This is a genomic window from Exiguobacterium sp. FD-YE-25-4 (genome assembly GCF_057004685.1).
This window is the reverse complement of sequence record NZ_CM168041.1, coordinates 535,742-549,142: the sequence shown is the minus strand read 5'-3', so window position 1 is coordinate 549,142 and position 13,401 is coordinate 535,742. Positions and strand designations below refer to the sequence as shown.

At 54.4% G+C, this 13,401-nt stretch carries 10 protein-coding genes; all 10 read right to left on the bottom strand.

Annotated features, from left to right (window positions below; all coding sequences use genetic code 11):
* Nucleotide 1 precedes the first annotated feature (1 nt).
* Nucleotides 2–865: a DnaJ C-terminal domain-containing protein gene (locus tag AC13H5_RS02830; RefSeq protein ID WP_483546274.1), complete on the bottom strand. Its 864-nt coding sequence runs from the start codon at nucleotides 863–865 to the stop codon at nucleotides 2–4.
* Nucleotides 866–1,006: 141 nt separating this feature from the next.
* Entirely contained in the window at nucleotides 1,007–2,179 is a 1,173-nt protein-coding gene (locus AC13H5_RS02825; RefSeq protein ID WP_483546273.1) for a CamS family sex pheromone protein, read from the bottom strand.
* Between the two features lie 142 nt (nucleotides 2,180–2,321).
* Complete coding sequence (locus AC13H5_RS02820) at nucleotides 2,322–4,193, bottom strand: DUF7507 domain-containing protein (protein WP_483546272.1); 1,872 nt, start codon at nucleotides 4,191–4,193, stop codon at nucleotides 2,322–2,324.
* Between the two features lie 240 nt (nucleotides 4,194–4,433).
* Nucleotides 4,434–6,428: an NAD-dependent DNA ligase LigA gene (ligA, locus tag AC13H5_RS02815; RefSeq protein WP_215192655.1), complete on the bottom strand. Its 1,995-nt coding sequence runs from the start codon at nucleotides 6,426–6,428 to the stop codon at nucleotides 4,434–4,436.
* A gap of 9 nt (nucleotides 6,429–6,437) precedes the next feature.
* Nucleotides 6,438–8,654: a DNA helicase PcrA gene (pcrA, locus tag AC13H5_RS02810; RefSeq protein ID WP_034781291.1), complete on the bottom strand. Its 2,217-nt coding sequence runs from the start codon at nucleotides 8,652–8,654 to the stop codon at nucleotides 6,438–6,440.
* 38 nt (nucleotides 8,655–8,692) lie between these two features.
* A complete protein-coding gene (gene pcrB, locus AC13H5_RS02805; protein WP_214754293.1) occupies nucleotides 8,693–9,370 on the bottom strand; it encodes a heptaprenylglyceryl phosphate synthase in 678 nt (225 codons plus the stop codon).
* A 93-nt stretch (nucleotides 9,371–9,463) separates the two neighbouring features.
* A complete protein-coding gene (locus AC13H5_RS02800; RefSeq protein ID WP_131437309.1) occupies nucleotides 9,464–9,700 on the bottom strand; it encodes a hypothetical protein in 237 nt (78 codons plus the stop codon).
* A gap of 12 nt (nucleotides 9,701–9,712) precedes the next feature.
* Entirely contained in the window at nucleotides 9,713–11,095 is a 1,383-nt protein-coding gene (locus tag AC13H5_RS02795; RefSeq protein WP_052090282.1) for a TrkH family potassium uptake protein, read from the bottom strand.
* Nucleotides 11,096–11,131: 36 nt separating this feature from the next.
* Nucleotides 11,132–11,437, bottom strand: a complete 306-nt coding sequence (locus AC13H5_RS02790; RefSeq protein ID WP_034781303.1) for a YerC/YecD family TrpR-related protein — start codon at nucleotides 11,435–11,437, stop codon at nucleotides 11,132–11,134.
* Nucleotides 11,438–11,505: 68 nt separating this feature from the next.
* Nucleotides 11,506–13,248 carry an adenine deaminase C-terminal domain-containing protein gene (locus AC13H5_RS02785; RefSeq protein WP_483546271.1) on the bottom strand — a complete coding sequence of 581 codons (1,743 nt, stop codon included), beginning with the start codon at nucleotides 13,246–13,248 and terminating at the stop codon, nucleotides 11,506–11,508.
* Between the last annotated feature and the right edge of the window lie 153 nt (nucleotides 13,249–13,401).

The following is a 13,401-nucleotide window of genomic DNA, read 5'->3' as shown; positions in this document are numbered from 1 at the left end:
CTCAACGTTCGAGTTGTTCGTAAACAGATCGGTGGGCGGCGTCTAGCGGCAAATCGACCTCAAGTTGGACGAATAGATCCGATCGGACTTTCGAAGCGGTCATGAATCCACGTCCCGGGATGCGCATCCGTTGACCAGGCCGCGACCCCGGTTTGACTTTCAGCTTGACCCGACCACCATCGAGTGTCGCCACGACGACTTCCGCGCCGTCGAGGAAAGCGAGCGGACGCAACCGTTTGACGGTGGTGACGTTCGCCCCTTCGCGCCGGTACGTGTCGTCATCGGTGAAGTGGAGCTCGACGTACACATCGCCTCGATCGCCCGACTGTCCGACTTTACTGCTCTTGCCTTTGAGCCGCAGCTTTTGTCCTTCATGGGCGCCTTGCGGGATTTTGACGTTGACCGTCCCCGTCTGTAGGCGCAGGCTCACTTTGGCCTCACTCGTCAACTGACTGAGCGGGACATTGACTCGGACCGTCTCATCGAGGTCTTCTTCGACCGCCTGGTCAAAGAAGCTGCCGAACATATCCTCAAAACCGAATGTGCGCGACGTCGTTCGTGACCCACCGCCGAATTGACGGAACAAGTCCTCGAATTGGGCCGATCCTTCCCCGTACCCATCACCGCTGTACCCTCCGCCGAACGTCGGCCCTTCCGGACTTCCGTAACGGTCATAGTTCGCTTTTTTGTCAGGATCGCTCAACACGTCAAAAGCCTCTTGGATTGCTTTGAACTTGTCTTGGGCACCCGGGTCTTTATTCACGTCCGGATGGTATTGTTTTGCCAACTTTCGATACGCTCGTTTTATGTCTTGGTCGGATGCCTGCTTCGGCACGCCAAGGACGTCATAATAGTTTTTTGCCATCTCGTTTCACCTCACCTATCCCTTTCCCGATTCTGTTAAGTCTATTCTACCTATTTGGTCAAAGAAGGTCAAAGAATTTCCTCGTTACTTGTCATACGAAAAAAAGAAGGCATTCGTTTCATCACGATGCCTTCTTATCGGTTAGAAATATACTTTCGGACTATCCATGCCCTCTTCAAACACGATCGTCACTTCTTGTTCGCCACCGAGCGAGGTGACGTTGATTCGGACCGGTACGTTCCGGTTGTATTCCCAGCGGTTCTCGAGCAGGCCGACGACGTGCTGCGTGAAGCCGACGAGTTCGGCCCGGCTATAGAACTGGATCGGAATATCGATCTCAATCCGTGACAATTCCCCGTTCTGATAAAAACCTTTCCCGATCATCCCGCTGAAATCTGGGAACACATCAGCGATTCGGTCGCTGAAGAGGGAGAATTTTTGAGCGTCATCGCGCACTTCCGTCGTCGCTTTGGCGGACGGGAAGTAATAATACGTCTCGTCGACATCTTTCCAATCCCTCGCCGTCACCTCGCCAGCCGTGCCAACGAATGCCGATTTGACATAGTTCCCCGGCGTCGGTGACCCTTGCGACGCTTTCATATACAATGCGACGTTGATATCGAGATCTTTGAAGTCCTCGCGCTTGCGCAGTTGGGCGACGAGTTCATTCGCCATGCGCTCTCCTTCGGCAATGACTTTCTTCTCGTCCAACTTTTCCGTATACGTCGGACCGAAGTTCGGTGCTTGGAACACGTACTCCCGGTTCAAAATCAAAGCGAACGAAACGCCGCCGAGTTGATAGCCGTTATCCGTCTTCGTCATATAGTTCTGTTCGACGAGCGACGCCAAATAGAGTGGCGACTTTTTATTCTCCTCGACGAATTGGTCTTCGGCCACTTCGGCCGTGCCGTTCGCATACGCCGGGTTGAGCGGGACGAGACCTTCTGACGTTTTGTCTTTACGGCCAAGCAGACGCGATACATCTTCACTCGTCAATAGCTGTCCTTCTTGATACGCATAGTTTTCCGGTTTGAACGCGCCGGTCGAATGGCGCATGAGGCCGAGCTCCACTTCTTCGAGCTCGAGCGACGAGCTCACTTGGCGCTGGGCCAAACCTCGGGCTGCCGCCGGTTTAAATGGAATGACCATCTGGTAATATGAATCACGCGCTTGAATCGCTTCTGTGACGCCTTCGGCTGCCGTCTCTTCACCCGTCGGTGTGACTTCCTCTTCCCCCATCGGGATTTTCATCGAGCACCCGCCGAGGAAAACCGTCGCGGCGAGAGCTGGGATAATCAATTGTTTCCATTTCATCTATGTCTGAACTCCTTTGATGATTCGATTCGTTACACTTCGTCCATTATAACAAAATCGTCCGTCGAAAAAAGTGTCGAAGCGGAATCAGTCCCGATTCAAAGAAAAGCACCCCCCGACTCGTGTCGGAGGGCGCCTGCAATCATGCTTTTGTGGATGGACGGCGCCGATGCGTCACGAACAAGAGCCCGAGCACGATCAAGACGAGTCCGAGTACCGTTCCCCACGTTTTTGTCGTGCCGGTCATCGGAAGGGTCGCTTGGTCTGGCGTCACCGGAGTCGTTGGTTCCGGCACATAAACCGATTCATCTTGGTCATCACGGTTATCGTTGCCCGGTTTTGGAAGGCTTTGCTTCACGTGCACCGTCGCCTCGGCCGTTCGGGACACACGCGCCTCACGATTGACCTCGAACGTGAACGTCGTCCGGTTCGTCAATACTGCGCCCGCTCGCACATCATAGGATGGCAAGAGTACTTTTTCCATCTCGAGCACGACTTCCTCACCTGGGATGAGTCCGTTCTCGACTTCAGCGAGAGCCTGCATGCCGTCTCGAAGCGTCTCGGTCGTCTCGCGCTGTTCTTTGGTCGTCAACGCCCCGCTCGTCCATTCATCGATGACATCGACAAAGTACAAGGTGACATTCGACGTGTTTGTGATTGTATACGTATAGCGAATCGCCTCGCCCGGGTGCACCGTCCCTGGGCTCGCCACTTTCGTGACCGTGAAATCAGCTTGGTTCAATAAGACGATTTGTTGACTCTCGGCATCGACGACCCGTCCATAGAAATCGGTCGCGCCGACCCGGAACACGTTCCCGATCTCAGGAGCGTTCGTCCGGTCATAGTCGCTCGGGATTGTTAAGTTGACCGTCGCCTCGACGCGTTCACCTGCCGCGAGGCCGTTCTCCCCGATGAGCGCCATCAACTGCTCACGCACGTCGGCATTGAATGCTTCGACCTTATCAGCATCGATGTCGCCGCTAAAGAACTCATCTTCGATGGAGGTGATCGTGAGCGCCGTCTCGCCTGTGTTCTCGATGACGAACGTATACGGAATCACTCCGCCGACGACGGCTTGATCAATATTTGCCTCTTTACCGACCTCGAGGCCAATCGTCTCATTCGGTACGACCGTGACGGTCGCTTCGGCACATTCGGCCGGAATCAATTCATCTGCTCCTTCAACACCGATACAAAACGTATTCGTCACCACCGTCTCATCTGTCACGTCTGGTGCGAACACATCGAACTGGATTGTCGTCGTCCCGACCGGTATCGTCGGAAACGTCCAATCGAAGGCGGGTGGTCCACTCACGGTCGTCGGGGGTACCGAACCTTCCGGACCGAGAACTTCAACCGAGTCCGCGACGACGGTCAACGCTTCCGGGACCGTGTTGGATACGGAAAAATTCTCGACAGGGGCGCCCGTCACATCGATGACGAGCCGATACGTCACTAAATCTCCGCCTAACACACGCTCGATTGGCCCGTCGGCACCGAGCACCAATTGATCGATGGCAACTACTGGGGTGGCGGAGGGTGCGGTCACTTCTTCTGTGACAGGTTCTTCTGGCGATGGCTCTGATTCAACGAGCGGAGGCTCGACCGGTGCTTCAACGTCTGGAACTGTCTCTGTCCCGTCATCACCCGGCTCAGTCGACTCGCCCGCAAGTTCCTCAACATGAAATGCATAGACCGCGTCCGGGAACGAATAAGGAACGCCCTCACCATTATATAACGTGACTTGATCGATGGTCGTAACGTCAACGTCGGCCGCATCCACCATGAACCGCCAAATCGTTGACGATTCACGCGCCCCGTAGTACGTCACGTCGTCGTAAATCAGGCTTGCGTCGTCGTACGCTTCGATTTCTTCAGGGCTCAAATCAATTTGTGCATAAATTGGCGTTGGTGTCATTGTCGTGTTCGCGTAAACGCCATTCGGTGCCCACATGCCAATCAATACGAGGACGAATGTGATGAGTGCAAAGATGCGTCGGTTAGTGTTTCGCATGATGGTCCCCTCCTCTAAGGTGTCTGCCAAACTGTGACGAATGTCTGCGATGACACGCTCCGGCACGGGAGAGGGATAGAGGATGATTGTGCGCGAGTCGTGGTGTGAGTTCTTGGTGTCAAAAAGTATTTGTAGATACTATTCATTACCCTTCGCACGTTCCCACGAACCCGCCGTCATCCTAAAACAGTTGAAAATTAGGTCAATGAAAAAAGGCCTTCCACACGGAAGACCTTTCCTTCAAGATTGTTCTGCCAAGAAGGCGAGCAACGCCGCCTCGTCCCACACTTCGATGCCAAGCGATTCGGCTTTCGTCAGTTTCGACCCGGCTTTCTCGCCGGCGACGAGAAGGTCGGTGTTCTTGCTGACGCTTCCCGTGACACTCGCACCGAGCAATTCGAGCTGCTTACCGGCTTCTCCGCGCGTCATCTCATGCAGTTTCCCGGTCAAAACGACTGTCTTCCCGGCGAGCGGCGCATCCGTATCGACCGGTCGTTTCGTACCTTTGAACGTCAGGTTGACACCTGCCGCGCCGAGGTCACGGACGAGGTCACGAGCTTCCGGCTTCTCAAAGTATAAGCCGATCGATTCAGCCATCTTCGTACCGATACCATCGATTGACGTCAAGTCGTCGATCGATGCCTCCATGACCGCTTCCATCGTCTCGAACCGTTCCGCAATCAACGCGGCCGCTTTTTGTCCGACGAGGCGGATACCGAGCGCGAACAAGACGCGCTCGAGCGAGTTCTGTTTCGACTGCTCAATCGCCGCGAGCAAGTTCGTCACCGACGTTTCGCCCATCCGGTCGAGCTCAAGGAGCGCGTCCCGGTCGAGACGGTACAGGTCGGCCACGTTATGAACGAGCCCGGACGCGTGGAGTTGTGTGATTACTTTCTCGCCGAGCCCATCGATGTTCATCGCCGGGCGTGACACGAAATGAATCAACCCTTCGAGCAGTTGGGCCGGGCATTCCGGATTGACGCAGCGGTGGTCCGCCTCTCCTTCTAAACGCACGAGTTCAGATTCACAAGCTGGACAATGCGTCGGGAAGACGATTTCCGTCTCCTCCCCGGTCCGCTCACTGACGAGCGCCGAGACGACGGCTGGAATCACATCGCCGGCTTTCTTGATGACGACACGGTCCCCGATGTGAAGGTCCTTCTCTACAATGAAGTCCTCGTTATGGAGCGTCGCATACGTCACGGTCGACCCGGCGACCGAGACTGGTGCGAACCGTGCGCGTGGCGTGACTTTTCCGGTCCGCCCGACACTGAAATCGACGTCTTCAATCGTCGTCACGACTTCTTCAGCCGGGAACTTATACGCGACGGCCCAACGCGGGCTCTTCGCCGTGAAGCCGAGCTGTTCTTGCTCTTCGTAAGCTGCGACTTTAATAACGATGCCGTCAATCTCATATGGTAGCTCCGACCGCTTCGTCACATACGTTTCGATATAGTCCCATAACTCATCGGCCGTATGACACGTCGTGTATTCTTGGCTGACGGCGATGCCAAGACGGCGCAAATACGCGAGCGACTCGTCATGTGAGGCGACGAGGTCGTCCGTCGAGACGAGCCCGTAGGCGAAGAACGCCAAATTTCGCGACGCCGCGATTTTCGAGTCGAGCTGCCGGAGCGAACCTGCCGCCGCATTGCGCGGGTTGGCGAATAAAGGTTCCCCAAGACGTTCTCGCTCGTCGTTCAAATGTTCGAACGACCGTTTCGGCATATATGCCTCACCGCGCACCTCGAACGTGACGTCCTCGTTCAACCGGAGCGGAATCGAGCGGATCGTCTTCAAGTTTTGCGTGATGTCTTCTCCGGTCGTCCCGTCACCGCGCGTCGCGCCACGGACGAGCCGACCGTCTTCGTATTTCAGTGACACAGCGAGCCCGTCAAACTTGAGCTCGGCGACGAAGAGCGGACTGTAACCGAGATCTTTCTCGATGCGTTCGACCCATTCGACGAGCTCTTCTTTAGAAAACACGTTCCCGAGCGAGAGCATCGGCGTATCATGCGTCACTTTGACGAACGCATCGAGCGGGGCACCGCCGACCCGTTGCGTCGGAGAGTCTGGACTCCGAAGTTCCGGATAGTCCGTCTCGATTTCAATCAATTCGTTCATGAGGCGGTCGTATTCAGAATCCGGGACACTCGGGCGGTCGAGCACATAATATTCATATCCGTATTGGTTTAACTTTTGACGAATCGCTTCAACACGTTCTGCCATCTCCATGTGATCACCTCACGCTTTTTCGATTGGGGCAAACTTGGCGAGCAGGCGCTTGATGCCGACTGCAGGGAAAGCGATATCGAGTTCGAGCTGATCGCCTTCGCCACGCGTCTGGACGACCGTGCCTTGACCCCATTTTTTATGATTGGCCTTATCCCCAACGTTCCAACCGATCGATTCGGCGCCGGACGACTGGGCGAGCTTCGGTTTTGGTTTCGAGCTGAAGCCGTTCACCGGAAGTTTCCCCGGCGACTCGACCGGATTCCATGGCATCGCCTTTTTCGCTTTGCCCGAACGCTCCAAGAGCGTCTCTGGCAACTCGTGCAAGAAGCGCGATTCCGGGTTGTTTTGGAAACGACCGTACAACATGCGGGACTGGGCCCGCGTCAAATAGAGACGTTTCTCGGCCCGTGTGATCCCGACGTAGGCGAGGCGACGTTCTTCTTCCATCTCTTCCGGATCGTTCAAGGCACGGCTGTGTGGAAACAACCCTTCTTCCATCCCAATCAAGAAGACGACCGGGAACTCAAGTCCCTTGGCTGAGTGGAGCGTCATGAGTGTCACTTGGTGCAACTCGTCGACTTCTTCGAGCGTGTCGAGGTCCGAGACGAGCGTCAAATCGGTTAGGAAGGCGACGAGTGTCTGCTCGTCACTCTCTTTCTCGAAGTTTTGGGCGACTGAGAGGAACTCTTGCAAGTTCTCGAGGCGGCTCTCGGCTTCAAGCGTCTTCTCGATTTTGAGCATCTCTTCGTAGCCTGACTTCTTCAGCACTTCTTCAATCAATTCGGAAATCGACAAGTAGTCGGCCATTTGACGCAAATCGACCATCAATTGACGGAACTCGGCAAGCTTCGTCGCTGTGCGTGGGGCAATGCCCGACAGCTCGATGTCACGAATCGCTTCCATGAGCGACACACCTTGCATCCCGGCGAAGTCGCCGAGCTTATCGACCGTCGCGGCGCCGATGCCGCGCTTCGGTTCGTTGACGACACGGACGAAGGAGATGTCCTCGTCCGGGTTGGCGATCAAGCGTAAATACGCCAAGATGTCTTTGATTTCTTTTCGTTCATAGAACTTCGTCCCGCCGACCATCTTATACGGGATGTTCGACTTGAGGAGCATCTCTTCAAGTCCACGCGATTGAGCGTTCGTCCGATACAGAACGGCCATTTCGCCGTAATCGACACCCTCTTGGCGGAGTTCTTTCATCTGATTGATGATAAAGAACGCTTCATCCCGGTCATCCGAGGCGACGTGAAGGAGCAGTTTCTCCCCTTCGACGTTCTCGGTCCATAGCTTCTTATCTTTTCGGCTCGAGTTATTTTGAATGACACCGTTCGCCGCTTCCAAAATCCGTTTCGTCGACCGATAGTTTTGTTCAAGTAAGATGACGTGCGCACTCGGGTAATCTTTCTCAAACGTCAAGATATTGGCGATATCGGCCCCGCGCCAACGATAGATCGACTGGTCCGAGTCACCGACGACACACAAGTTCTCATGCGCTTGCGCGAGCAGTTTAACGAGCGTATATTGGGCCCGGTTCGTATCTTGATACTCGTCGACGTGGATGTATTGGAACTTTTTCTGATAAAACGCAAGCACGTCCGGTGCTTCTTGGAACAGCTGAATCGCCTTCATGATCAAGTCATCAAAGTCGAGCACGTTGTTTTGCTTCAACTTTTTCTCATACGCCGTATAGACGTCCGAGATGACTTTCTCGTATGGGTTGTTGCCGACGAGTCCAGCCGCGTCTTGCGGCGTGCGGAGTTCGTTCTTATGGTTCGAGATCATGCCGAGGAGCGTCCGCGGCTCATATTTTTTCGGGTCAAGGTTCAGCTCTTTGAGCACTTGCTTGATTGCCGTCAACTGATCGGACGAGTCGAGAATCGAGAAGTTCCGGTCATAGCGGATGCGATCGATGTCGCGGCGCAAAATCCGGACGCACATCGAGTGGAACGTCGAAATCCAAATATCGTCCGCGACACCGCCGACGAGGCGGGCGATCCGGTCTTTCATCTCGCGGGCCGCTTTGTTCGTGAACGTAATCGCGAGAATGTTCCACGGCGCGATTTGTTTCGACGCCATCAAGTAGGCGACGCGATGCGTCAAGACACGTGTTTTCCCAGACCCTGCCCCGGCCATGATGAGGAGCGGGCCGTCCGTATATTTGACCGCCTCCGCTTGCGGGGGGTTCATGCCTTTGACTAATTCTTCACTCAAGTTATACATAATCGTTTCCTTTCTCTAACCAAACATTTGTTCTTATTTTATCGGAGTGCCGCGACAGTCGCAAGCGCTCCTTCGAAATTGTCATAAATCACATTACCGACGACGATCGTGTCCGCGTATGCGGCCATCGTCTGAGCTGATTCAAAATCGGTGATGCCGCCCCCATAAAACAAGTGGGCGTCCGGCACCGCTAAACGTACTTCTTTGATGAGCTCGACGGATCCCAGTGTGCCGCTATACTCCACGTAAAGCGAAGGCAAGCGGAACAAGCGATGACCGGCTTCTGCGTAAGCGACCGCCTCTTCGATGGAAAGGTCGGTTTTCGCCTCGGTCACACGGGCCACTTTCGCGTCCGGGTTCAAAACGATATAGCCTTGTCCGGTCACCTGGTCATGAAACAAGTGTCCGTGTCGTTCAAACGCCTTCACTTGATGACCGATGAGCCAGTCGACAGTTCCTGCATTCAGGACGGTCGGAATAAAATAGTGATCGAAGCCTCGAACCACTTGCTCGGGGTGGCTCATCTCAAGCGCGAGCGGAATGCCGCACCCTTCGAGTCGGGCATAGAGCGCGAATGTGTTCTCCGCATCGACCCCGTCGGTCCCTCCGATGAGGAAGGCGTCCGTACCGGAGCGGATGAGCGCCGCGAGCGCCGAATCATCGAGCGGTTTATTCGGATCTAGTTTAAACACGTGGCGCCACGATTGAAAATCCATTCGGCTTCCCTCCCCTTCGATACCTTCTCTAGTGTAGCGATTTTTCCCGCCACTTGCATCTGTTGAACAAAAAAAGACTTGCCGAGGCAAGTCTCAAGCACGTCTCGCGTGCGTCTTTTGTTCGCGGGCCGTCATCCACTTGGCGACGAGCAGAGCGAACAGCCCGTACACCGGGATGAACCAGAGCGGATTCGCCAAGAAAAAGCCGAGCACGGGAATATCAAGTAGCGGAGAATCCGGTGAACAGAGCGCCGTTCCGTTCACAACCGCGATGAACGGCAACACCGGGACGGCGAACACGTAACCGAAATTGATCCAAAAAGCTTTCATGTTCTGAGCTCCTTACCCTAAGATGATTGATTCTTTCGGATAGTTGTACATCCGTTTCGGCTGTCTCCGCTGCAAAATCAAGATGAAGGCGATGACACCGATGCGTCCAATGAACATTAAAATGGTGAGCACCCACTTGCCGACGTTACTAAATTCGGACGATAGCCCGACCGACAACCCGGTCGTTCCGAACGCCGAGCACGCCTCGAACAAGATACGCGTGAGCGATGCGTCTTCGAAGAACGTGAGCACCATGACCCCGGTCAACAGGACGGCCAGAGACACGGTAATGATGACAAACGCTTTCCAAATGTCCTCAAGCACGATCTCACGTCCGAAGATTTTAATGGACGAGTCCCCGCGAATGAACGCGACGACCCCGAGCACGGCGACGGCGAACGTCGTCGTCCGAATCCCCCCACCGACCGAGGACGGTGACGCCCCGATGAACATCAGAATCGAGAGCAGCAACATGCTGCCTTCCGAGAACAAGTTGACATCAACGGTCGACAACCCCCCGTTTCGCGTCGTCACGGACTGGAACAATGAGTCCGAGAGTGCGAGCCAGAGCGGCAACTCTTTGAACGCGTTGTCATACTCAAACAGGAACAAACCGACGGTCCCGATGGCAATCAAGATGAAGAACGTCGATACCGTCAGTTTTGTGAACAGTGAAAAACGGCGCGGGAAATTCTCGCGCTTCCGAATGATTCGGTTCGTCAAATAGGTGCGAATCTCGACGAGGACCGGGAACCCGATGGCACCGCCGGTCATGAGCGCGATTTGGGTGAAGATGACGAACGGGTCTTCCCGGAATGGTGCGAGTGAGCTACCGGTGATGTCGAAGCCGGCGTTCGTCGTCGCACTGATCGAACCGAACAGGCCTTGCAGGAACGCCTCGCTGGCCGTATCGAAGTAATTTAAGTAATGGACCCCAAGCAACACCGCACCGACCGCTTCAATCGCGATAACGGTGATGACGATCTCGGTGATGTACTTGACGATCCCAGACATCGACGTCTGGTTTTGGTCACGTAAAATCAGCTGGCGCTCGCGAAAACCGATGCGCTTGCCAAGCAAGATCCACATGATGACGTGAAGACTGATCAACCCGACCCCGCTCACTTGAACGATGAACAAGATAATAAATAATCCGAACGTCGAGAACGTATCGGTCACGACGATCGGGGTCAATCCGGTAACGCTGACACAGCTGACCGCGAAAAAGACGAGATCGGTGAACGTGATCGAGACGCCCGGTTGTCGCGCAATCGGTAAAGCGAGCAAAATGACGGCCAACACGACCGCCGCGCTATAAATCAACACGAGTGTCTGGACCGGTGTCAGCTTCCGAAAGAACAGCTGTAAATTTCGCTTCATAAACTTGTCTTGCATCTCGCCCCTCCTCTCCCATCAAAAACAAGATGACTCTTACGAGTCACCTTCTGATTGTTGTAGACGTTCAAGGGCAAGATCATAGCCGCCTGACCCGTAGTTCAAGCAACGCTTGACGCGGGAAATCGTGGCCGTCGAAGCTCCTGTCGCTTCTTCAATTTTATGGTACGTGCTACCTTCACGAATTTGGCGGGCCACTTCTAGCCGTTGGGCGAGCGCCTGCACTTCGTTCACGGTCGCTAAATCTTCAAATAGTTGATAACAATCTTCGAGTGTATCGAGCTTCAAAATCGCCTCAAACAGCTGATCGAGCTCTCGTCCTCGTAATTTATCGAGTTGCATCCGCAAGCATCCTCTCTCCATCGTACTTCTTTATCATTCTAAAGCACGACCGGCTCGGACTCAACTGTTCATCGTAAAATCGCCGGAAATAGTATTTGTTTCTTCATCACTTCGTAAATTCCGAGCGGTGTGGCCCGCACATATGGCAAGTGCGTCGACGCCAAGAACAAGAGCGTATAGATCGGGTCTTCAAACTTATACCCGCGCGTGAGCAGTTCGGACCGCAACACTTCTTCTTGGACGATCAACTGTTCAATCGGCTCCTTCGACGTCATGCCACAGAGCGGGAGCGGAATTTCCGCGATAATCTCACCACGGTCGACGAGGACGATACCGCCGCCGAGCTGTTTCATCCGTTCGAACGCCGTCAGCATGTCTTGTTTACATTTCCCTAAGATCAAGTAGTCGCCACTAATCGAATACGAGCTGACGAGCCCGCCAAAGTCGTTGGCAAATCCTTTCAGTACCGTGTTGAGGCGCCACTTTCCTTCTTTATCAAGCAACATGAGGAACGACTCGTCCCCGTCACGCGGCAATTCGTCTTGACCGGTGTCGTGCGAGATTTTGAACAGTTTCATGATGACCGAGTTGACCATGTCGAGCCCGACAGGCATGCTGAACGACAGATCGTTCGGCGTCAGTTCGATGTCGACGTCCGTCGACGGCATGAGCGCGAGCGCCGCATCGATGAGCTCGTTCGGGAACAACGATGCCCCGTCCCGGTAAATCCATTGTCCTTTGGCGATGACGGCGGACGGGCGCGGCTCGTCGATCGCATCAAGAATATTGAGATGGGCGATGCGTCCCGGCGCAATCGAACCGAGGACGTGATCGAGCCCAAAGTGTCGCGCCACGTTCAATGACACGATGCGGTACGCCTCAATCGGCGGCAATCCGGCCTCAATCATGATCTTGATAAGCGCGTCTTGCAGCCCGTCTTGATAAAATCCTGGCGTCGATCCGTCTGTCGTGACCATCACATGATCGAACGCCTCGAGTCCGGCGTCGAGCAGACCACGGATGAGTCCCGGAAGGTCAGGACGAATCGAAGAATGACGGAGTGTCGTCGTATAGCCGTGTTCGAGCCGGCAGAGCGCTTCTTCGGCCGTCATCGCTTCATGGTCGCTGTGAACACCCATCAGCGCCATCTTCGTCAACGTCTTCGCCGAGGCACCCGGGAAATGTCCTTCGACCGGGAGCCCGCACGTCTCCGCGTCGAGCATCCACTGCAACATCTCGTCATCGCCTTTCAACGTGCGCGGCCATGCCGTCAATTCACCGGCCATGATGACGTCCGGATGATTGAACCAGTCGTGAATCCGCTCGGAATCGACAAGGACACTGTCCCGGTCGAGCTCGGTCTGTGTATCGAGACGCGCCCACCAATATGTGCTCGTCGGAAGCTGTTGGATCGCATCGAGTTGCGCAAACGCTTGCTCCTTATTTTGTAAAAAAAGAAGCATGTTGTCATTCACGAGCGTCGTCGTCCCCCGCTCGCCTGCATACTTCGACAGCGTCGCCGGATTATAAAGTTGGAATGGATGCGCATGTGGTTCGATATAACCAGGCACGATATATTTTCCGGATACGTCCACCGTCTCGACGGCCGCTTTCGGTACATCTGGCCCGACATAGACGATCCGGTCATGCTCGATCCAAATATTTGCTTGTTTCCACTGCTTCACGTACATGTTCAAGTATGTGGCATTCGTCAATACGAGCGAAGGTGGCCTGACTTGGCTCACGACTTCTAGTTGTGACCGAATCATCGCTTTAGACCACGGTGCCCGCGCCGATCGTTTTGTTGGCATCGAACCCAATCCTCCCTTAATCGCCTCGCCATTATTATCAGACAATAATTTTGTAAGCGTTTTCTTTCATCTGTTTCAAGTTTACCTTTTCTATGAAAGGGTCGCAAGTTATGTTGCTAATTGTAACGGAATTCACATGAAATTCACACAAAT

Bases quoted from the DNA above. Each gene is read 5' to 3' on its own strand.
- AC13H5_RS02830 (WP_483546274.1), bottom strand. From the start codon at position 865: ATGGCAAAAAACTATTATGACGTCCTTGGCGTGCCGAAGCAGGCATCC.
- AC13H5_RS02825 (WP_483546273.1), bottom strand. From the start codon at position 2,179: ATGAAATGGAAACAATTGATTATCCCAGCTCTCGCCGCGACGGTTTTC.
- AC13H5_RS02820 (WP_483546272.1), bottom strand. From the start codon at position 4,193: ATGCGAAACACTAACCGACGCATCTTTGCACTCATCACATTCGTCCTC.
- ligA (WP_215192655.1), bottom strand. From the start codon at position 6,428: ATGGAGATGGCAGAACGTGTTGAAGCGATTCGTCAAAAGTTAAACCAA.
- pcrA (WP_034781291.1), bottom strand. From the start codon at position 8,654: ATGTATAACTTGAGTGAAGAATTAGTCAAAGGCATGAACCCCCCGCAA.
- pcrB (WP_214754293.1), bottom strand. From the start codon at position 9,370: ATGGATTTTCAATCGTGGCGCCACGTGTTTAAACTAGATCCGAATAAA.
- AC13H5_RS02800 (WP_131437309.1), bottom strand. From the start codon at position 9,700: ATGAAAGCTTTTTGGATCAATTTCGGTTACGTGTTCGCCGTCCCGGTG.
- AC13H5_RS02795 (WP_052090282.1), bottom strand. From the start codon at position 11,095: ATGCAAGACAAGTTTATGAAGCGAAATTTACAGCTGTTCTTTCGGAAG.
- AC13H5_RS02790 (WP_034781303.1), bottom strand. From the start codon at position 11,437: ATGCAACTCGATAAATTACGAGGACGAGAGCTCGATCAGCTGTTTGAG.
- AC13H5_RS02785 (WP_483546271.1), bottom strand. From the start codon at position 13,248: ATGCCAACAAAACGATCGGCGCGGGCACCGTGGTCTAAAGCGATGATT.